The sequence below is a fragment of the Desulfosarcina alkanivorans genome (genome assembly GCF_009688945.1).
In the GTDB taxonomy this organism is placed as follows: Bacteria; Desulfobacterota; Desulfobacteria; order Desulfobacterales; family Desulfosarcinaceae; genus Desulfosarcina; species Desulfosarcina alkanivorans.
The window spans coordinates 6,842,503-6,862,818 of sequence record NZ_AP021874.1 but is presented as its reverse complement, the minus strand read 5'-3'; the positions used below and the strand labels follow the sequence as shown (position 1 = coordinate 6,862,818).

Here is a 20,316-nt window from a genome sequence, read left to right as displayed (position 1 = left end):
TGTTTGATCTCACTTCATTTTTTAAAGCTCCTTGCAGTCCCACGTCTACACGCAACTCACATTTATGCTTGCTAACCTTGTTCATTTAGCAAGTAAAAAATTGAACCCACTGCACAATATAGAAATGCACAGACACAATGCGCACAACGTGGTTCGATATCCGAATTATATAATTTCTGAATAGTGATTGCCGGGGAAAAAGGCAGCGCAACAATTACGTGATCAATTCTGGATCCCGGCGCTATAGGTGTGTAGCACAATCTGTACCGAATAGCAGCAATATTTTTACCCTTTTATTACAGCGATTTAAAAACTAAATTTTGCGTCGGCCTGGTGCTTTAACATTTTTTGTCGGCAATTCCGACAATGTTCGTCACGGGCTATCCTCTTATTTTGCTATTAAAAGCTCTGAATGGTTAATTTATAAATTGTGTGACTTCGCCCTCTTAAGATTTGCAGAAATCCATGGTCGCTTTTAGGAAGATGCATCCATGAATTAGGCGATGGACCCGAGAGGCTGGACAACCTGACGTATAGGATAAACTCTGAGCCGATTCGTTAAGGGGAGGCCTCAGGCCGCCTCCGCGAATGGATGAGGAAGGCCGTAATAAACCTCATCCGGGGTCAGGTTGTCAAGTGCCTGATGAAATCGCTCCTTGTTGTAAAATGAGAACCAGCCGCGAAGGCCTTTCCGCAGATCGGCCCCATTGTTAAAAGCGCGGAGATAGACATAGTTATACTTCAGGGTCCACCATAGCCTTTCAATAAAAATGTTGTCTTGGGCACGGCCTCTGCCGTCCATACTGATGGCAATGCCATGGTCTTTTAGCAAGCCGGTAAAATCGTCACTGGTAAACTGGGAGCCCTGATCGGTGTTGAAAATTTCCGGGGTTCCGTAGCGGCGGATAGCCTCATCCACCGCCTCAAGACTTTGTTGGGGTCGATAATACGACCCGGTTTTCTGGGGTGCTCCGGTCTGCCAACCGTCACCCCTTTTCTTTATCCATAAAAAAAGCCTCCTTGCCGGAGGCTCATCTAATTCGAAAATTCTTTTCCGTTTGTCAACGATTGTGATTATCTTGCCGGTTACTCCACCCTCGATCCCGCTAACCTACAGGAATCAAGCAAACGCCTCCACTCGTTGAGCGGAGGATGCCTTACATTCCCAGACTCAAAGAAAATAATGTCCGCAAAGGATTTTTCGTATAGATCTGAAGCAAGGCATTGTTCGGCTTGAAGTCGGTGAAACCAAAAACGATGAAGCCCGGACGGTGTTCCTTGATGATGAGCTAAGAGATGTATTTCAGCGGCAGTGGCAAAATCAGAAAGACCGAAATGCCCTATCCCCATACGTATTTCCGAATCGCAAAGGGACAGGTAAAATCAAAGATTTCAGGTCAGCATGATTTTCGGCTTGTAAAGTTGCTGGAATCGGTCGGAGGCTTTTCCACGACTTCAGAAGGACCGCAATTCGAAACATGGTCCGCTCCGGGACACTGGAAAGAGTGGCAATGATGATATCAGGTCATAAAACTCGTTCTGTCTTTGACCGTTACAACATCGTCAACGATGCGGACTTGAAAGCAGCGTCAGAAAGACAGGCCGATTACCTTGAAAATTTTACGGGCACAGTTTCGGGCACAATCGCCGATTTCCCACAAAAAAAGGGAGTCACCCGATAATGGCTAACCCCCTGATTTCTTTATGGTGCCGGAGCTCGGAATCGAACCGAGACGGGGTCGCCCCCGGTGGATTTTGAGTCCACTGCGTCTACCAATTTCACCACTCCGGCATGGGTTCGGTTATATAGGGAAAACGGGTGTGATTGTCAATCTATTTGCACGACCCGTTTTTGAGAACCCCCTCAATGGCCCGCCGGGATACCGCCCCCTCACGGAGCACCTTCATCGGCCAGCAGGTCGCGTCCAGAATCGTGGAGCCGGTCCCACCGGCAAGGACACCGGCATCCACTACCAGATCCACCCGCCTGCGGATGTCAGGGGCAAGGTCCGTCACACGGGCCGCTGCCGGATAGCCGGACAGGTTGGCGCTGGTTCCGGTAATGGGGCCGCCGAAACGCTCGACCAGCGCCCTGGCCACCGGATGGGCCGGCATGCGTACACCGATGTTTCCCGTTCCGCCGGTAAGGGCTGCCGGCAGGCAATCGCCGCCCCTGAAAACCAGGGTGATCCCACCGGGCCAGAGACGCAACAGCGGTTCAGCATAGTCCGGAACCGCCGGCACCACCGTTTTCATGTCCTCGATGCCGGACAGCAACACCAGAAGCGGTTGATCCAACGGGCGGCGCTTGATGGCGAATACGCGGCGGACGGCTTCCTCACAAAGCGCATCGGCGCCGAGGCCGTAAAGTCCCGCGGTGGGAAACACCAGTACGCCTTTTTGCCTCAGGACGTCGACCGCCGGACGGATACCATCCGGATCGGGCCTCTTCGGGTCGATCAGGATGACCTCAGCGGTATCGTTTGAGTTTCTGCCTTTTTTTCAACCTGTTCGGCCATTTCTTTTTTAAATGCCTTCAACTGAACGGCCAGGGCATCGTCGGACACGGCCATGATCTGTACGGCCAGGATGGCGGCGTTTTTGGCACCCGGCTTTCCGATGGATACCGTCGCCACGGGGATCCCCGGCGGCATCTGTACGGTGGAAAGGAGGGAATCGAATCCCTGAAGGCACGACGAATCAATGGGTACCCCGATCACGGGAAGGGTGGTATGGGCAGCCAGCACACCGGCCAGATGGGCGGCATGTCCGGCACCGGCAATGATTGCCCTGAGTCCCCGGTCCCTGGCAGAAGTGGCATAGGCGGCGGCCCGCTCCGGGCTGCGGTGGGCCGACGCCACGGTCATCTCAATGGGAATGCCGAACTTTTTGAATATCCCCAGAGCACCTTCCATCACTTTCAGGTCCGAGTCACTGCCCATGACAATACCCACCCGGGGCACGGCCTGCATCCGCACGAGCGCCTTTTTCCCGATATCGGTACGATAATGAACGCGGGTCCATTTTATCTTGGCCACCGCCTTGTAGGCTTTCTTGATGGCCAGTTCCACGGTATCCCCAAGGGCCGTGACCCCCAGTACCCTGCCGCCATGGGAAAGGATTTTTTTGCCGGACAGACGGGTTCCCGCATGAAAAACCACCACATCCCGCATGCGATTGGCCGCATCGATGCCCTTGATCTCGAGCCCCTTTTTGTATTTTCCCGGGTAGCCGCCGGCGGCCATGACCACACACACCGATGCGCGGGGATCGATATCCAGCCGGCAGGCGTCCAGCCGCTCATCGATGATGGCCTCGACAACCGGAATAATGTCGTTTTGCATGCGCACCAGCAGGGGCTGGGCTTCCGGGTCACCAAACCGGCCGTTGAACTCGAGCACCTTGATCGTATCCCGATCGATCATCAACCCGGCATACAATACACCCTTATAGGGGCATCCCTCGGCGGCCATGCCGTTGACCATGGGAATCATCACCTCATTCATGATCCGCTGGTGGAGGTATTGGTCCACCACCGGCGCGGGGGAGTATGCTCCCATACCGCCGGTATTCAGCCCCTTGTCGTCATTGAAAACCGGTTTGTGGTCCTGGGAAGACGGAAGGGGCAGTACGGTTTTACCGTCGGTGAATGCCAGGAACGAGGCCTCTTCCCCCACCAGGCATTCTTCCACCACCACCTGGTCCCCCGCATCTCCAAATTCACGATCGATCATAATTTGCTTTAAAGCATCCAAAGCCATTTTCTCGGTACTGCAGACGATAACGCCTTTTCCGGCGGCCAGGCCATCCGCCTTGACCACCAGAGGCGCCCCCATCTTTTTCACATAGGCCTGCGCCTGGGCGAAACGGGTAAACGTCCGGCCTTTGGCGGTGGGGATGCCGTATTTTTCCATGACCGCCTTGGCAAAGGACTTGCTTGATTCGATCCGGGCCGCTTTCCGGCTGGCTCCGAAAATCCGCAGCCCCGCCGCTTCGAACTGGTCGACGATCCCATTGGACAGCGGATCTTCCGGGCCGACGATGGTGAGGTCTATCTTCTCATCCCGGGCAAAGGCGAGAAGCTTGTCGATTTCGGCTGCCCCGATGGGGACACAGGTGGCCAGTCGGTTGATTCCTGCATTTCCGGGTGCGCAGAAAATTTTTTTTACACGTGGACTCTGGGCAATTTTCCAAACCAGGGCGTGCTCTCTTCCGCCGCCGCCGACAACCAGCACTTTCATAAAACGCCTCCCTCCTTTTTGAGCCGTCGGCAATGCCGCCGGCGTTTGTGGTCATGGGTATGTTGACGGTTTCTTAATGATGTCCTCCCGTCCGCTTTTTCGGCCCCCTACCCCCGTGTCGTTTGACGACGCCGGGCATCCATTCCCAGTTCGATCAGCCGGTCCAGCAGCCCGCCAAAGGAAAAACCGGCGGCCTCGGCTGACTGCGGGTAAAGGCTGGTGGCCGTCATGCCCGGGATGGTGTTGGTTTCCAGGATAAAAAATTCATTGTCCTTCAGAATCATGTCCGTGCGGCTGTACCCCTGGCAATAAAGGGCACGATGGGCGGCTATGGCGCAGGCCTGCGCCTTTCGGGTCAGCTCCGCCGAAAGAGGTGCCGGACAGACTTCCCGGGTGGCACCGGGCTGATATTTGGCATCGTAATCAAAAAACTCATGGTTGTCACCCGGAATAATCTCGATGAGCGGCAGCGCCTCCAGGTCGTCATTGCCCAGCACGCCGCAGGTGATCTCCGTTCCGGAGATATGGGCTTCGATCATCACGGTGGCGCCGAACCCGAATGCTTTTCCCACCGCAGCCTCAAGGGACGCGTCCGTGCGGACGATGGACATCCCCACGCTGGATCCGGTCTCCACTGGTTTGACCACCAGCGGCAGCCCCAGCCGGGTGACAATCGTGTCTACGTCGACCGGTTCCCCCCGCCGAACGACCGCATAGGGCGGCACGGTTAATCCGGCCTGCTCGTATAAACCCTTGGACAACAATTTGTTCATGGCAACGGCGCTGCCCAGCACACCGGCCCCCTGATAGGGAATGTCCAGCAGGTCAAGCAGGCCTTGAACCGTCCCGTCCTCGCCATATGGGCCGTGCAGGATAATCAGCGCACAGTCGATTCCGTCGGCATCGTTCACCAGCCGGGGAATATCCGTTTTGGGATCATAGGTCGCAATGTCATATTTGTTCTTGTCCAGTGCGTCAAACACCTGTTTGCCGCTGTTGAGGGAGACGTCTCTCTCAGAAGAGATCCCGCCGAAAATCAAGGCGATCGATTTCTTTTGCATATCAAGGTTTCCTTTTTTGAATAATCGGCAATGGAAAACCGGCGAAACGTGGCTTCAGCCGCAGTGCGAGGCCTGATGCCCGGAATCCCGGCAACGCAGGCGGTGCAGCGGGTTCAAAAAAAACAGGAGCGGGCCGTTTTCCAGCCCCTTCCGGTCATCTGTTTCGGCAGGCGCGATCAACCCTTCAACAATTGCCGTTTGGCCTTGTTGAATTCGTCAACCGTGATGAGATCTTTTTCAAGCAGGCGTGCCAGTTCCGCAAGGTCCGAAGCGTCCCTGTTCCGGGAGGCCTCCGGATCTTCAAGACGGGGAAGATCAACGGCGGCATCGTGTCCGATAGCCGGCGGCTGGGACGACTGGCCCAGTTTGACGGTGGCCATCCCACCCAGCAGGCTCACCTCGACGGATCGACCGTTGAACATTGGATTTTTCAACATCTCACGAAGGGATCTGCCCTCGGCCCGCATCCGCCTGATAAAATAGAAGAGGGAAAAACCGATCAGCACCATTCCCCCCAGAAAAATCCAGAGCATATAGTTGACCACACCCCGGAAAAAAAGGACCAGAACCGCCATTCCGGCGATCAGAAGTACATGAAGTGCGAGAATGAAGTAGGCGAGCAACACGCTCTTGACCAGGCCGTCGCCTTCTTTTTTTTTAGCTAACATGGTTGCACCAGATTACGCTTTGTCGGCCCCGAGTCGTTCGACCACCTCGCCGTAGTAGCGCTGGGGAATATCGTACGCCGCGTTGGCGTCTCTCATGGCGTTCAGCTTCAGGATCAGATAGTTGAGTTTTTTCAGGGTGCGGTACTTCTGCCCCGCGTCCGTCATGCCGGCCAGCAGGTCCTCGGTCGTACGGATTTCCTTGCGCAACTGCACCTCCGGCGGAAGGCAGTCGGCATTTTTCAGAACCTTGTAGGCCAGGCGCAAATCCTCGGGGATATGCCGGTCATCCTCTATTTCCAGGGGTTTGCCGCTGCCGGGAAGGTTTTCGAAGGCACCCTGGTCCTGGGCTTTTTTAATTCGGGATTCAATTATTTTTTCAAATCCGGTAAACATGCGATCCATCTCATGAGGCACCACGCCGGGGCCGGGTTGACCATTCATTTCACTGTGTAATTTTACAAAATACGTCCGTCTCGATCGTGTAGACCGACGCAATCGGTTAAAGGACTATATTATACCGTAAGGACGGATTTCAAGGACTAATGTACCGGACAACGCCACCATGGGCGGGTGCGGACGGAAGGGGTCATGAACCGAGCAGACGCCCGGTCAGGCTTTCCACATAATGGTGGGCCTTATCTGCCGCGGTCTGCAAAAAATTCGAACCCAGGGAGACGGCGGCGCTGCTGGTTTCATCCAACACATGGCAGGCGGCCTTGCCGCCGGCGCCCAAACCCGCCTGAACCGAAATATAGTCCGCGAGATGCACGATATGGGACAATTGATGGCCCCCGGCCGACGACGGCTGGTGGTGATGGCGAATGCCGAAGGAGATGGACCGCGGCAGATTCCAGTTGTCGCAGAGAATGCCTGCAATAACGGCATGATCAAACCCCAGGATATCCCGTTCCGCATCCTGAAGGGGTTTATCCGGATGGGCGGCAAAGTAGTGGTCGAACAACACGCTGCGCTCCTGGACAAAAGGGTCAAGGATGATCTTGCCCACATCGTGAAGCAGCCCCGCCATATATGCGCTGTCGTATGCTTCAGCGGAAACGGAGGATGCGATCTCACCGGCGGTGCACGCCACGGCAATGGAATGCCGCCACATGTCGCCGGCCTTGAGGCCGTATCCGCCCATGGCCATTCCCAGAACACCGCCGGCACTCATGGCGGTGATCAATTCAGCCAACCGACGGGTGCCGAACAGGGAGGATGCATGCTGGATGGTGGAGACCTTTCCACGAAACCCATAGTAGGCGGAATTGGCCACTTTGAGGATGCCGGTTACCATGGCAGGATCGGTTTCAATGATTTTGGACAACTGGGCCGGACTGGTTCCCGGATGCTTGATCATCTGCTGAACTTTGAGCATCACTTCGGGCATGGCCGGCAACGACGCCGTGTCCGAAACGATCTTTCGAATCAGTTCCCTGCCGGAAATGAATGCGGGTTCTGTCGCGTCGGCAGCAGGCCGACCGGGCGGTGAACCGATGGGTTTCGATGGCTCGGGAAAACGGTCACTCACGGCGGCGTTGATTCTGACCAGCTCCTTGTTTGCCGTATCCAACCGGGCCACCAGTTTTTCGATGATCTTGTCTTTGAACTTTTCACGGATCCGAGCGGAGAGTTGTTCGAACCGCACACGGTCCAGTTTCAGCGCGATAACCGCGTCCCTGGCAACGACGTTGGCGGTGCGTCGGGTGTCAGTTAAAAAGGCCATCTCCCCGAAGATGTCACCGGCTCTCAATACGGCAAAAATGGTTTCGCCGGTCCCTTCGGTGATGCTGACCGTCCCGGCAAGAATAATAAACAGGCTTTGATCGCTGCTGCCCTGGCGGATGAGCATTTCCCCCGGCCGATACACCCTGAAGTGGGTATCGTCCGACACCATCTGCCCCTTCTCCTCCGCGGTAAACGAATTGAAAAACCCAAGCCGGTTGATTATCGGCAGTATCTCTAAATGCGCGCTCACCATAAGTTCCTTTGCCCCGGAGAGCAATCACGGGAGGCATTCCATCGGAACTGGAAATGCCCCCATTGCCCGTATGACGGTATTATCGGCCGGTTATCGGATTTCATGAATCTTATCCGCAAAGGGCCGGCCCAACCAGGTTGATCGACCGCCGAACCCGGGAAACACCAACCCGCCCGTAATGATGGGCACGGATGCGGAACAGGCACGCCCCTGTCATCCGTGAACCACTTTCAGCTAAAGGATCTGTCGATCTGACCCGATACCGGAAAGTAATCATTGAAAACAAGGCGTGGGGGATTGACGGGAAAAACCGCCGGGAGTAGTGTAGGAAAACAGGAGAAAAAATGGATCCGGACTGGGGAAAGAGAAGGAAGCGGCGATTTTCGGTAAAGGACCTGACCGTATCGATCAACGGGAAAACCTATCGGGTTTTCAATATTAACGAATACGGGCTGGGGTTTCTGATGGATTCTCCGGAAGAGATCGAAATCGGTGCCAGGATCGAGCCGATGATCGTCAACGGCAATCTGCCGGTGCGGGTGACCGGCATCCCCAGACACATTTCCCAGTTCCGGCCCTCGAACAGGCACCTTCATTTCAAATCGGGATGGGTTTGCGGGACGGAATTCACCACCGGGCATGATCGTGAAAGCCGGAAACTGCTGCGGGAATTCATCGCCGAGAATCTTGATCGCGATACCGACGAGGCCGAAAAATAGCCATATCCCCAATGCTGCCGACCATCTGCGCGCCCTGTCCTTCTAACCGGCCAGAAAAGCAAAGGCTGCCTGCCGTCACCGTTTGACCCGGCAGGCGGCGTCGCTCGTTTACACCGTTTTCTGAATATGAAGAGCAACCTCAGGCAAGGGTGCGTTAACGAACGCAAATAGCTATCCGGACTCCAACGGGTAGGAGGAGGGCTAACGGCCTCCGTCCTCCCACACCACCTTACGTAGGGTTCCGTATACGGCGGTTCATGTGTTACATTGAAACCTGAGAACCAGATCCAGCAGTGAAACGAGTCCAAGCCGGTCAAAGAACTTCTTGGCAAACGTCTGATTAGGACACCCCTGCTGCCGGTATCTCTTGCAGTGGTATACGCTGTGATCGCTGATGCCGAACTGCTCGGCAAACGATAGGATCGTATTTTCTTCTATCAGAAACGGCGGCTCATGATTTTAATCACACCCTCCGGCGCTGTCTTGATAATCGAACGGCCTGCGGTACCTATTTTGGAGGCGATCGTATCCGTTACTCAAAAGGCCAAAGAAAAAGCGTTTACCGATGGATCCTGAGTCTGGCCGCAGAAATAGCAATCCGGACGGGTAAGCCAAAAATTATCAATGTGGAATGGAGAATCGCGGCAAAACAGTGGCTGCTGAAAAATGATCTGATCAAAATCGTAAGGGCGGGAAAAGTGTCACCCCATTTAAATCGGAATTTGTGCCATAATTAGCCATGTCGCACATGCGCAGATTCGTTGCTGCCTGCGTGAGATTGGATATCTTAATCTAGTGTCCATCCACGGGAATAACTACCCGTAATAAATAAGAAACGCGCATTTTGTTGTAGCTTTATTCTTCTCGTTGTAGTATATTGAAAGTCTCCAAACAACCAATATCATTACAAAAGAAAGAAAAAGGCGAAACACAAAATGCGCGAAAAATGGCAAAAACAGATGCCGCTGATGCCTCAGATAAAAGACCACGCCCAAGCAAAAGAACTCACAGCCATCAGTGACATCATTGATGGGCACCCTATCATCTGCGATCGCGTTCTTCAAGATTTGAACAAGGGCAAGTTGGTCGCCTATCGAAAAGGTGCCGGTGGCATGAGTGCTGACCAGGTGCTTCGTTGTGCCATTGTGAAAGTCCTTTTCGGTTTTACGTATGAAGACTTGGCCTTTCATATCGTCGATTCGCAGGCATTGAGCTGGTTTTGCCGTATCGGCATCGCCGACAAGGGATACAAGAAATCTGCGCTGAACAAGAACATCAAAGCCATATCGGACATCACCTGGGAACTGATCAACACGGACCTTTTGGGATATGCGAAACAAAAGGGCATTGAAAAGGGTCGTCAAGTCCGTGTGGATTGCACATGCGTTGAAACCCACATCCATCACCCTACCGACTCCAACCTGTTGTGGGATGGTGTTCGGGTGCTGACAAGGCTGGTCGACCGCTGCCGGGAAGATTTTCGGGTTAACGTTCCTGGTTTCCATAACCATACCCGTGTTGCCAAACGTCGGATGCTGGCGGTGATGAATGCCAAACGCAAGATCACGCGTAAGGCCGCCTACGTGGATCTGCTCAAAACCAGTCGCAAAGTGGTCGGGTACGCCCACAGGGCTGTCGCTGCGATCAACACCGGTGGGACCATAGACCCTCTGGCCATGGCACTTGGCTTCCAGATCGAACATTTTGTTGACTTGACCCGTAGGGTGATCCACCAGACCGAACGCCGGGTTCTTCATGGAGAAACTGTCGATGCCAAAGACAAGGTGGTATCGGTGTTCGAGCCACATACCGACATCATCGTCAAGGATCGACGCGATACGCTGTTTGGCCACAAAATCTGTCTGACCGGCGGCGCTTCGAACCTGATTCTGGACTGTGTAGTCACCGAAGGTAATCCAGCCGACACGGATCTGACCATACCCATGCTGGACCGGCAAAAACAGATCTATGGCCGTTATCCCCTCAAGGCCAGCTTCGATGGCGGTTTTGCATCCAAGGAGAACTTGAAACAGGCCAAATCGCGTAAGATCAAAGACGTCTGTTTTGCCAAAAAGCGAGGTCTATCAGAAACCGACATGTGCCGCAGCCAGTATGTTTATCGCAGGTTACGCCGTTTTCGAGCCGGAATTGAAGCTGGCATTTCCTGGCTGAAGCGTTGTCTTGGCCTTTCCCGATGTACCTGGAAAGGATGGGACTCGTTTAAATCCTATGTCTGGTCGTCGATTGTGGCCGCGAACTTGCTGACCATCGCCAGGGCCAAGCCAGCCACTTGAGAGCTTAACCGCTTCCGCATCTTAAAAACTGGTTGAACAAGTGCGCTTGGATTAAGCCGATTTTGATTGATTAGTCACAACTCAATGTAACGATGGTGAGAAATATCCTGCCGAGGATTCTACTGCTCCATATTTTTTGCGACTCGGCTCTGAGAATCACCATTTATGGATGGACACTAATCTATCTGCAAGCGGGAAGAACCCATAATTTTTCTATATATGTAAATTTTTTTATATACATTTTTCCACAATTAAAATTTTGCCAATCCCTCCCTCAAAAGTAATTTTTGCATATTAGATTTAATATTAAATAGTTTTGCAATGTGTCCTAAAAAGTTTTCTTTATGGTGCAAATATTGCTTGGAAGAACCACCATAGTCCCATATGATGAAATTTTTTCTACACTATGAAAATGCTTTTGTGAGCTTTCAACATTAAACTGCATTAAAAATGCTGAGAAAGGTAAGAATCTTAATGAAAAAACTCAAAGCATTATTAATGATCAAATTATTAGTTTTATGTGCTGTACTGGTGTTTGCGGGACAAGCTTATGCTTTGTCAATTACGCCCACCACAGGTTTTAGGTGGGAAGGCAATGAAAACAATCAAGATGATATCAATGATGTACTTGAGGATCTATTTGAACCCGATCTTGTTGAACTGTATAAAGCTGAAGTGGACGATGGAGAATCGGGTTCACTACTGGAAAGTTACGAAACCACCTTCTTGAATACTTCCAGTGATCCGAGCGGAGCAGAAATCGAGTATGTTGGTGGGCAAATTATTACTGATCCATATTTACTCGTCAAGGATGGAAACCAAGAGCCAGCCTGGTATCTCTTTAATTTGGGGGCTTTGAGCTGGAATGGAACGGAAACCCTTGTTTTGTCGAACTTTTGGCCAGGTGAAGGCGCCATTTCGCATGTGACCCTTTATGGCCAAGCGGCTCCAGTACCCGAACCGGCAACGATGCTCCTTCTTGGCACCGGTCTTTTGGGCCTTGCTGGATTCAATAGAAAAAGACTCCTTAAAAAGTAAACACGACAAATTTTCAATAAGCATGAGCGGGGTCAATTTGGCCCTGCTTTTTTTCGTGATAGCTGGTACGTTTCCGAGTGACAGATGGAGGGGAGGCGAGCGAGCCCGCAGGGGATAGCTCGCGGAGCCTGCACTGCTTTGTAACTCGGGCCGTCATTGGAAATTCTGCCCCCCGCCTTCTGCCCATTCTTCAAATTTAAAGTGGTGAAGCTCCTTTGTGTAAAGGACCATCCGGAGTGATCCGGTGGTAATGTGGTTTATCAGTCTGCCGTTAGGCAGCTGAAACACATACACGAAAGGAGCCCCACCATGAAAAAGTCAAGCATCTATCCGAATCGAAGTCAAGAACTGGCTGCCCTGTTCGAAAAGGCAGGCAACCTGTCAAAACTGATATGCGTGCCCATCGATTACGCCAAAAAGGATCACCTGGTCATGTTCTGTAACGGAAACGGCGAAGTGCTCCGAAAGCCATTTTCAGTCAAGAATTCCGTCGACGGGGTCAAGTATCTGCTCGGCCAGGTCAACCGTTCTTGCCGGCATCGTCACATTCAGTCCGACCATGTCTTTTTCGGTGGAGAAGATGTCAATTCGTATGCTGAGAATTTTGCCAACACCATTCGGTCCAAAGGGTGGCTGGTGGCCAACGTCAATGCCCACGATGCCAAAAAGCAGCGCGAGAACCTGCAGGCCAGCACTGATCGGCTGGATCTGATGGGCATCGCCACCATGCTGCTCAACCGCAGGGCCAACTGTTGCCCGGCACAGACCGGGGTGTATCGCAACCTGCGAACCCTGGTGCGCCATCGCAAGAAGCTGGTCAAGATGAAGACCGAAGTCCGCAACCGGATCCACACCCTTGTCGACCGGCTTTTCCCCGGCTTTCTGAATGAAAAGAAAAGTGGGATCCGTCCTTTTTCCAACAGCTCGTTATACCTGATGCAGGAGCGTTTCAGCGCACCGCAGATCCGTCGCCGTCAGCGGGGTGCCCTGATCCGTAACTTAGAAAAGCGGGGAACTAAAAAAGCCGAACAGGTTGCAGCCAGGCTTCAGAACTACGCATCCCAGGTCCTGAAGACACCAGACGAATATACCGCCGCGCTTCAGGTCTCCTTGGCCAGCCACGTGACGCATTACCGCTGTCTGTTCGAAGGTGCTCATCAATTGGTGAATGAGATGGCGCAGCTGTTGGCCCAGACCCAGGGTGCCTTTTTAACCAGCATTAAAGGTATCGGCATCGTTCTGGCTGCAGGCGTTGCTGCTGAGATCGGCGACCCTCTGGTTCAACGGTCGACGGATCAAGTGGCGTCGTATGCGGGTATCGTTCCCACAGTCAAACAATCCGGCGGCAGTCAGGGACCTTCGATAACGAGCCACGTCAGCAAACGGAGCAACCATATTCTCAAAGACTACGTCGTACAATCGGCATTCCATATTGGCCGTTATGGTCCCAAGGATTTAAAAGACGATTACAGTCGCCGCGAGGCTGCCGGTCAGCATGCCGACTTCGGGATAGCCCGTCGCTTTGTACGCATGGCCATGTGCATGATGCGCACATCCCAGGTTTACCTGCCGCCAGATATGAGAAGTACTCACATCAAGCCTGAGCGTCGTGCTGATTATTACCTGGCCATGTGGTCATATCTTCGAGACAAGTGGAGTAAAGCCGGCGGACTTAATGTAGCGTTTGCCAGGGACAAACCTTTGGGTCAATGGCGATATATCCTACAGGAGGTATATGGGATAAAACTAAAAATGTAATCACGGACGGATGCCGGCAATGGCGGTAAAAAGATGATGCTCTCAGCTTCGGCGACGGGATGGCTCCAGATAGCTGCCGCAGGCGATTTGATGAATAGGATCGACTGACGGCTTGTTGGAGAGTGCCCACCCGTTCCGTCCGAAATTTAATGGCTCCAAGGTGCTCTGATCCCAAAAACAACAGGAGATCTCGTCATACCAGATTGCCACAATCGGACATTAGTGGACGGGGTGAACCACCTGTTTTGCTGAGCTGTAGATATTTATTTTTGATCGGCATACCGGTTCATAGTCTTAAAAAAAACCGGTTAAAATCGGCACAGGGGAGTGTTGTCTGAAAAATGAGCTAAAAAAAGGGTTGCAAAAATTCTGGTGCTCTCCAACTCATCACCAATCAAACATATCCTTTTTGGAAGGTAAGTATGCACGGAGCACTTACGCTTTTCGTTCTCAGGTACGTTATCCAAGAGCGCCCTGAGATCGTACCAGTGGGTTTTAACCCAACATCCTCTATGATTCCAGCAACCTTTGTGGGGTTTCTGTCTCAGGGAATCAGTGGGCTGACAGCCTGCTGACCATGAACTCCACATTGTGACACACTCCTCCAACCTGCTTCATGGGAATGACACAGAACAGAGGAAAAGGCCTAAACGAGAACGGAAATCAATAAGGAATGGATTGATCAGCTACATTTTCTGGAGATGCTCCTAAGCGAGTACTCAATAACTGATATTCTGCCAGCGAACTCCAGCAACCCTAGTAGGCATTCAGAATACTCCTTCTGCGCGTATCCCTTACAGCTGGTTTACCAGCAACTGAAGCAGAGGGATTTGTTATCCCTCAAGCACATAGTAACCATGGGCGTCTGGCCTGCAGTATCAGTGAAAGTGGTGGAAATTGGGAGAAATTGGGGTTCGAGTTCTATGCTCGGCCCCAACTACAGTATGGATTCCGGCCTTCAGTTCAGAAACAATTCGTATAAAGACCACCCACGGAGCAATCATCCCGAGCGCATACCACGGTATGGGTTCATGGAGATCCATCTGTGGAAGGCTCCTATGTAAAGGAAAAGCGGAGCCACGGTCTGGCCTCTTTATAAAAGGAGGAAGGGTTGCTCTGGTGAGCTTGAAGGCGGCACCCCATACGGGGGGAACGTTGTTGATTCCCGCAATCAACGGAAGACAATTTTCGGATTAAATTGAAGAGTTTTCGAAGTTTTCAAATTTACTGGAACTTTGTTTATATCCACCGGTTTTCAACGACTTTCCACCGTTGGTCGGACCTCTATTAGGGTGCGCTACGCGCTCCAATCTTATGGGTTTTTCAAGGCATGGGCAGGAAGGCTTGAATAAAATGAGGGGAGCAGCATTTCTGATTTGCTACTCCCCTCTGGGCATTTTATTCAATGCCTCCTGCACCCGGCTATCCCTTGACAGGTTGCTCCCCAGCAGAGCCTGTCTCCGTTTCACCGGGCAAACCGTATCGAATCGGATTAAAATTTCATCTTTTTCTGCTGGCTTACCACAGACAACTCATCCGTTAATCGGTTGAGCACATTTAAGATGGCGGCCAATACAAGCGCCTCCAGTTTTTGGCGGATATCTTCGGCGGTCGGATGGGATGGCATATCGACTCCTTTCCTAAAATATTTCGGATGCGGCAAGCCGCACATGTTCCGCGTTGACAGTTTTTTCATGACCCATTGCCGCGGCAACCAGGGCACCGCGAGCCAGGTGGTTGGCTTTCCTGAAGATGCCGCCCGATCCTTGGTGGATGGCCGTGATAGCATCACCTTCGAACAGCATCCGGTCGATTCCGGCAATGGTCAGATGATGCTGAAGATAGGTTTGCATCTGTTCTTTTTTGGAACCGATGAAATGGCTTTTGGCCACCACCCGCGATGCCAGGGGAAGACAACCCGGATATCGCAGGTTGTCGATCAAATGAGTTTGTCCGGCCAGTACCATGGGCAGGTAGGGTTTTGAGTCCATCTCGAACTGACACAGCGTATGCAGCTCCACGAAGACTTCCAGACGGAGCAAAGAGGCTTCATCGATGACCAGAACGACATTTTGTTTTTTCCCGTGGATCAATTCCAATACTTCTCGTTTGATTCCATCGGTCATGGCCGCACGGGAGGTCCCGGCAGGTTTCATTCCCAGTTCTCCCATGATCAGGCGGTACAGTTCCAGGATGGAACCGGACGTGGCTGTGACGTAGACCAGCTTGTACTCGGAAGGATGCAGACCGTTTACCAGATAACGGATGGCTGTGGATTTACCGGAGCCGATCTCACCGGTGATCAGATAAATCGCCCCTAACCCCAAACTGTAATCGAAACGGTTCTTCGCTGCCGCCAGTTGATCCGTTTCAAGTATATCCGTCACCGCGATATCCGCCGTGAAGGGCTCTTTCTCAAAACCGAAGAACGGCAGATACGGCGTATTCATTTCCATAGACCGCCTCCCTGATAATCCGTCTTGTGGGCCGGTTCGAGTTGGGTATTGATGTTCTTGTCCCGCTTTACCCGGCAGTTAACATGCAGATCCACGGGAACCAACAATCCGTGGGACTTCCGATTGAAAAACACCTCAGCCGTTTTCGGTTCGCTTTCGTGATACAAAATCAGCACCCGCTTGCCGATCAATACCACCGGGGCTTCGAACAGGTTGCCGTTGAGTGTGACGGTTCGATCCTTTGCGACGGTTCGGTATACGGCGGTGCGAAAGTGATCGTTCAGGTTCTTCGGTGCCGTTCGGATGCAGGCAAGGTTTTTGCTGAACCGGTTAAAGGGCGTCATGCCGGTGGCGCTGTGAATGCGTTGGTGATAGGCTGTATCGAGCCAATGGGCAAACGACTGATTCAATCGTTCCAGGGAGGAAAGATCGGCTGCAGGTAAAAATCCACCGCGAACGGTTTTGAAGAATCTCTCAATTTTGCCCTTGCCTTGGGGCTTGTACGGCCTTGCATGAATGAGGGCGATGGCCAGTGAGGCACAGGTAAATTCGAGTTTGCGGCTGCGATAGGCAGCGCCGTTGTCCACGTACAGTTTTCGCGGCAATCCTCGTTTGGAAAGTGCTTTTTCAAAAGCATCCATGAAACTGGCCAGGTTCTCCGACAGGTAGAACCCGCCGTAAACGATCAATCGGGAATGATCGTCGATAAAAGCGATCAAATAGCTTTTTCGCATTTTCTGATCGACCACCACCTTGGGTCCGTGCATCACATCGCTTTGCCAGATGTCGTTGACCAGCTCGGCTTCGTACTTTCTTCGATCCTCCGGTTTGGGGGATTGATCCATCAACCCGTGTCGGTGAAACAGCCGATAGAGGGTGGAAAGACCAAAGCTTGCAGGAACAATTGTCTGGCGTTTGAGACTTTCCAAAAGCATCGGGACTGGCGTTGCCATCTGGCTTTGTCTAGTGGCAAGGACGATGTTGACTGTTTCTTCGTCCAAGTTTCGGGATCTACCCTGATCGCCTCTTTTCCCGGGATACAGCGATTCGATACGGCCGTTGCTTTTTTGGTAACGTCGAATCCAGCGATAGATCGTATTTTCGCTGATCCGTGTTCGGCTGGAATAGGGAATGACCCATTTGCGCTCGCACTTCTCCCTCAACAGTCGCCGTTTCTCGCTTCTGGTCAGGTTCGTCGTGCCGACAAACTCGTGAATGACCCCGAACCGGAAAACAGCGACGGTCTCATCCTTTTCTTGTGTCATACAAACCTCCTTTTTTGTGTTTCCCCTGGCTTTAAACCATTTCTCACGGTACGGGGAGCGCACTGTTCGGTAGGTTTGTCGATGACGGAAAGAACTCCGGATTAGATGGTCCGACTGACAGGTGTCCGGCCCATATTCAGGAATAGGGAAAAGGCGGCAAGCAAATCGGTTCCGATCCCGAAACAGGCCAGGGCTTTTCGTTTCAGTGCGGCCAGCCAATGGCGCTGCCGGGATGTAGACAACTTCGAGTTCCATCTGCCGCTGGATAGGCGTTGCTTCAAACAATCGGAAATTGTTAAAATCGGCACCTGGAAACGATTAAAATAACCTTCGGGCTTCATTTTGATAATGCAATTACAGTCCGGGCAACGGTATCTTCGAAGCCATACGCCAAAAGCAAATCCATCAAAATAGGCGAGTACGAAACCGTGTCCCCATATTCGGGTTGAACCACACCTGGGGCATCCGCGAGGTGTTGGCCAACAAAAATTGCGTCCCTGTTCATCAATATCCTTGAGTTTTACACAAACGGAAAGTATCATCGGACCATTCTTTGTTGGGGTCGATAATACGACCCGGTTTTCTGGGGTGCTCCGGTCTGCCAACCGTCACCCCTTTTCTTTATCCATAAAAAAAGCCCCCTTGCCGGAGGCTCATCTAATTCGAAAATTCTTTTCCGTTTGTCAACGATTGTGATTATCTTGCCGGTTACTCCACCCTCGATCCCGCTAACCTACAAACGTCGGCTCAGTGCGTACAGATAGGCGTTCAGATTTTTGTGGTAAGTTTTTGGCTGATCCTCCACCGAGCAAACATCGATCCACCACCGGGCGATCTCCGACCACCCTGCAGTATGCATCTGAGAGGAGTGAGCATATCCCCTTGCTCGCTTGAGGCCTTTGTGATATTGAGATAGTGCTCAATATTTTCCTGTCCGCTTGTCCTGCAGATCCACCCATAGATAGCGTTCAATAACCGCCGCTTCAGAGTGACCTTGGGGGGTGTCCATATGATTCACACTTTTAGCAACGACCTTATAAAAAGGGATCGGGATGGATGATTCAACTCAGGTAATCGCAAAGATGTGGGAAAAGGCTGAACCACACACCTTTATCGCTATGCAGCATTTAGTCATGGCCATGGCAAAGTTGATGAAAAATAGTGGGAAAACGGGTTTATTCGGTAGAGATAAGGGGTTGTCAGCCATGAAGAAGTTTGAAGACAAGTTAAGGAACGCTCTGTTTGCCATGATCTTAGATGAACAGATAAAGCGTAACGCTACTCCTCAAGAATTTTGTGAAGAGGTAAAATCTAAAATAGATATGTTTCGTGTAGTTTTTCCAAATTGGCAGGAAGCATACGCGTATGCTGAGGTGTATTTTGTTAACAATAAAGATGTAGCCGAGGATCGTATTCGAAATCTGTTGAGATAGTACCCCTGAACAGCCCACAGAAATTCAGAAAGAGGCTGCTGTTCTATGGGGAAAGCTCCAGAATCCGAAACGAATTAAGTGAATAATTGCAGACAATCAACTGAGAGGAGGGCGATGGACCCGAAAGGCTGGACAACCTGACGTATAGGATAAGCTCTGAGCCGATTCGTTAAGGGGAGGCCTCAGGCAGCCTCCGCGAATGGATGAGGAAGGCCGTAATAAACCTCATCCGGGGTCAGGTTGTCAAGTGCCTGATGAAATCGCTCCTTGTTGTAAAATGAGAACCAGCCGCGAAGGCCTTTCCGCAGGTCGGACCCATTGTTAAAAGCGCGGAGATAGACATAGTTATACTTCAGGGTCCACCATAGCCTTTCAATAAAAATGTTGTCTTGGGCACGGCCTCTGCCGTCCATACTGATGGCAATGCCATGGTCTTTTAGCAAGCCGGTAAAATCATCACTGGTAAACTGGGAGCCCTGATCGGTGTTGAAAATTTCCGGGGTTCCGTAGCGGCGGATAGCCTCCTCCACCGCCTCAAGACAAAAGTCGGTCTCCATGGTATTGGACAGCCTCCAGGAAAGCACCTTGCGGCTGTGCCAATCCATGACGGCCACCAAGTACATGAAACCTCGTTTCATGGGGATATACGTTATGTCTGTACACCACACCTGGTTCGGCCGCGTAATGTCCAGGTTCCTTAGCAGGTAAGGGTATACCTTATGCTCCGGATGCGGCCGGCTGGTTTTAGGTCGAGGATAAATCGCCTCAAGGCCCATCAGGCGCATCAGTCGTTGAACACGTTTTCGGTTGATTTTATAGCCCAGCCTACGCAAATGGTTTCTCATCGACCGTGAGCCCCAGGTGGGCGTCTTCAGGTACTGTTTGTCGATGAGCCGCATCAAGTCCAGATCCTCTGCCTTTATCGGCTTTGGTCTATAGTAATACGAGGATCGCTGGATGTTCAGAATCCGACACTGCCTGGCAACGCTCAGATTCGGATCCTTTGGGTCCACCATCTGCTTCCGCTGCTTGATGCTTAAAGACTGAGCTTTTTTGCCAAAAAATCGTTTTCAACTTTCAGCTTGCCGATCTGTCTGTACAAATTATCAACCTGGGCCTCGTTTTGCTTTTGTGACTTATGGCCTTTATCGAAAATGTCAGCGGCACTGTCAGCCAGGGCCCGCTTCCAATTGTTGATCATGGTTGGATGGATCTTAAACCGGGCAGCCAGTTCAGCAATAGGCTCATCGTTCTTCAGTGCCGCTAAGGCCACCTTGGCCTTAAACTGGGGTGAGTAGCTTCTGCGCTTCGTGCTCATGTTCAGCTCCTTTTGTTTTGGCTGACTCAGAGCTTATCATACTGTCCAGTTTTTTGGGACCAGCGCCGATATCTATGATGCTTCTTC

The 20,316-nt window shown here is 52.0% G+C and carries 15 protein-coding genes, 1 tRNA gene and 1 pseudogene; 5 read left to right on the top strand and 12 right to left on the bottom strand.

Going from position 1 to position 20,316, the window contains the following annotated elements:
- Window positions 1-571: 571 nt before the first annotated feature.
- The 8 genes and pseudogenes from DSCA_RS29850 to DSCA_RS29810 form a co-directional block, all read right to left on the bottom strand.
- A pseudogene (locus DSCA_RS29850) lies at window positions 572-919 on the bottom strand (transposase); the annotation flags it as partial.
- Window positions 920-1,705: 786 nt separating this feature from the next.
- Window positions 1,706-1,792: transfer RNA gene (locus DSCA_RS29840), tRNA-Leu, on the bottom strand.
- Window positions 1,793-1,833: 41 nt separating this feature from the next.
- Window positions 1,834-2,460: an L-threonylcarbamoyladenylate synthase gene (locus DSCA_RS29835; RefSeq protein ID WP_269434697.1), complete on the bottom strand. Its 627-nt coding sequence runs from the start codon at window positions 2,458-2,460 to the stop codon at window positions 1,834-1,836.
- Window positions 2,460-4,241 (bottom strand): phosphoribosylamine--glycine ligase, encoded by a 1,782-nt coding sequence (purD, locus tag DSCA_RS29830; protein WP_155319898.1) that lies wholly within the window; start codon window positions 4,239-4,241, stop codon window positions 2,460-2,462. The genes DSCA_RS29835 and purD overlap by 1 nt, the downstream gene beginning before the upstream one ends.
- Before the next feature lie 107 nt (window positions 4,242-4,348).
- Window positions 4,349-5,302, bottom strand: a complete 954-nt coding sequence (locus DSCA_RS29825) for a D-alanine--D-alanine ligase family protein (RefSeq protein ID WP_155319897.1) — start codon at window positions 5,300-5,302, stop codon at window positions 4,349-4,351.
- Between the two features lie 176 nt (window positions 5,303-5,478).
- Window positions 5,479-5,970 carry an SHOCT domain-containing protein gene (locus DSCA_RS29820; RefSeq protein WP_155319896.1) on the bottom strand — a complete coding sequence of 164 codons (492 nt, stop codon included), beginning with the start codon at window positions 5,968-5,970 and terminating at the stop codon, window positions 5,479-5,481.
- 12 nt (window positions 5,971-5,982) lie between these two features.
- Window positions 5,983-6,363, bottom strand: a complete 381-nt coding sequence (locus DSCA_RS29815) for a DnaJ family domain-containing protein (protein WP_155319895.1) — start codon at window positions 6,361-6,363, stop codon at window positions 5,983-5,985.
- Window positions 6,364-6,556: 193 nt separating this feature from the next.
- The gene (locus DSCA_RS29810) at window positions 6,557-7,864 is read right to left on the bottom strand and encodes an HDOD domain-containing protein (protein WP_167528010.1); all 1,308 of its coding nucleotides are present in this window, start codon (window positions 7,862-7,864) and stop codon (window positions 6,557-6,559) included.
- A gap of 428 nt (window positions 7,865-8,292) precedes the next feature.
- On the opposite strand from DSCA_RS29810, the gene DSCA_RS29805 reads away from it, so the two are divergent.
- The 4 genes from DSCA_RS29805 to DSCA_RS29790 all read left to right on the top strand — a co-directional run bounded on the left by DSCA_RS29805 (window position 8,293) and on the right by DSCA_RS29790 (window position 13,757).
- A complete protein-coding gene (locus DSCA_RS29805; RefSeq protein WP_155319893.1) occupies window positions 8,293-8,667 on the top strand; it encodes a hypothetical protein in 375 nt (124 codons plus the stop codon).
- 935 nt (window positions 8,668-9,602) lie between these two features.
- Window positions 9,603-10,961, top strand: coding sequence for an ISNCY family transposase (locus DSCA_RS29800; RefSeq protein WP_155316411.1), 1,359 nt, complete (start codon window positions 9,603-9,605; stop codon window positions 10,959-10,961).
- A 474-nt stretch (window positions 10,962-11,435) separates the two neighbouring features.
- Window positions 11,436-11,999 (top strand): PEP-CTERM sorting domain-containing protein, encoded by a 564-nt coding sequence (locus DSCA_RS29795; protein WP_231716318.1) that lies wholly within the window; start codon window positions 11,436-11,438, stop codon window positions 11,997-11,999.
- A gap of 309 nt (window positions 12,000-12,308) precedes the next feature.
- Window positions 12,309-13,757, top strand: a complete 1,449-nt coding sequence (locus DSCA_RS29790; protein ID WP_155319891.1) for an IS110 family transposase — start codon at window positions 12,309-12,311, stop codon at window positions 13,755-13,757.
- 1,492 nt (window positions 13,758-15,249) lie between these two features.
- On the opposite strand, the gene DSCA_RS33040 is transcribed toward DSCA_RS29790, so the two are convergent.
- Genes DSCA_RS33040 through DSCA_RS29780 form a run of 3 tightly spaced genes read right to left on the bottom strand, consistent with a single transcriptional unit; the run spans window position 15,250 to window position 17,478 of the window.
- Window positions 15,250-15,384 carry a hypothetical protein gene (locus DSCA_RS33040; RefSeq protein WP_269434622.1) on the bottom strand — a complete coding sequence of 45 codons (135 nt, stop codon included), beginning with the start codon at window positions 15,382-15,384 and terminating at the stop codon, window positions 15,250-15,252.
- 13 nt (window positions 15,385-15,397) lie between these two features.
- Window positions 15,398-16,213, bottom strand: a complete 816-nt coding sequence (locus DSCA_RS29785) for an ExeA family protein (RefSeq protein ID WP_197904692.1) — start codon at window positions 16,211-16,213, stop codon at window positions 15,398-15,400.
- On the bottom strand, window positions 16,204-17,478 hold the full coding sequence (locus DSCA_RS29780) for a DDE-type integrase/transposase/recombinase (protein ID WP_155314545.1): 1,275 nt from the start codon (window positions 17,476-17,478) through the stop codon (window positions 16,204-16,206). The genes DSCA_RS29785 and DSCA_RS29780 overlap by 10 nt, the downstream gene beginning before the upstream one ends.
- 1,052 nt (window positions 17,479-18,530) lie before the next feature.
- Here DSCA_RS29780 and DSCA_RS29775 point away from each other — a divergent pair.
- Window positions 18,531-18,911 (top strand): hypothetical protein, encoded by a 381-nt coding sequence (locus DSCA_RS29775; RefSeq protein WP_155319890.1) that lies wholly within the window; start codon window positions 18,531-18,533, stop codon window positions 18,909-18,911.
- Between the two features lie 182 nt (window positions 18,912-19,093).
- Here DSCA_RS29775 and DSCA_RS29770 read toward each other — a convergent pair.
- A protein-coding gene (locus DSCA_RS29770; protein WP_407924226.1) for an IS3 family transposase occupies window positions 19,094-20,229 on the bottom strand; the annotation gives its coding sequence in 2 pieces (ribosomal slippage) (window positions 19,094-19,956 and window positions 19,956-20,229; 1,137 coding nt in all).
- Window positions 20,230-20,316: the final 87 nt, after the last annotated feature.

Bases quoted from the DNA above. Each gene is read 5' to 3' on its own strand.
- purD (WP_155319898.1), bottom strand. From the start codon at position 4,241: ATGAAAGTGCTGGTTGTCGGCGGCGGCGGAAGAGAGCACGCCCTGGTT.
- DSCA_RS29825 (WP_155319897.1), bottom strand. From the start codon at position 5,302: ATGCAAAAGAAATCGATCGCCTTGATTTTCGGCGGGATCTCTTCTGAG.
- DSCA_RS29820 (WP_155319896.1), bottom strand. From the start codon at position 5,970: ATGTTAGCTAAAAAAAAAGAAGGCGACGGCCTGGTCAAGAGCGTGTTG.
- DSCA_RS29815 (WP_155319895.1), bottom strand. From the start codon at position 6,363: ATGTTTACCGGATTTGAAAAAATAATTGAATCCCGAATTAAAAAAGCC.
- DSCA_RS29810 (WP_167528010.1), bottom strand. From the start codon at position 7,864: ATGGTGTCGGACGATACCCACTTCAGGGTGTATCGGCCGGGGGAAATG.
- DSCA_RS29805 (WP_155319893.1), top strand. From the start codon at position 8,293: ATGGATCCGGACTGGGGAAAGAGAAGGAAGCGGCGATTTTCGGTAAAG.
- DSCA_RS29800 (WP_155316411.1), top strand. From the start codon at position 9,603: ATGCGCGAAAAATGGCAAAAACAGATGCCGCTGATGCCTCAGATAAAA.
- DSCA_RS29795 (WP_231716318.1), top strand. From the start codon at position 11,436: ATGAAAAAACTCAAAGCATTATTAATGATCAAATTATTAGTTTTATGT.
- DSCA_RS29790 (WP_155319891.1), top strand. From the start codon at position 12,309: ATGAAAAAGTCAAGCATCTATCCGAATCGAAGTCAAGAACTGGCTGCC.
- DSCA_RS33040 (WP_269434622.1), bottom strand. From the start codon at position 15,384: ATGCCATCCCATCCGACCGCCGAAGATATCCGCCAAAAACTGGAGGCG.
- DSCA_RS29785 (WP_197904692.1), bottom strand. From the start codon at position 16,213: ATGGAAATGAATACGCCGTATCTGCCGTTCTTCGGTTTTGAGAAAGAG.
- DSCA_RS29780 (WP_155314545.1), bottom strand. From the start codon at position 17,478: ATGACACAAGAAAAGGATGAGACCGTCGCTGTTTTCCGGTTCGGGGTC.
- DSCA_RS29775 (WP_155319890.1), top strand. From the start codon at position 18,531: ATGGATGATTCAACTCAGGTAATCGCAAAGATGTGGGAAAAGGCTGAA.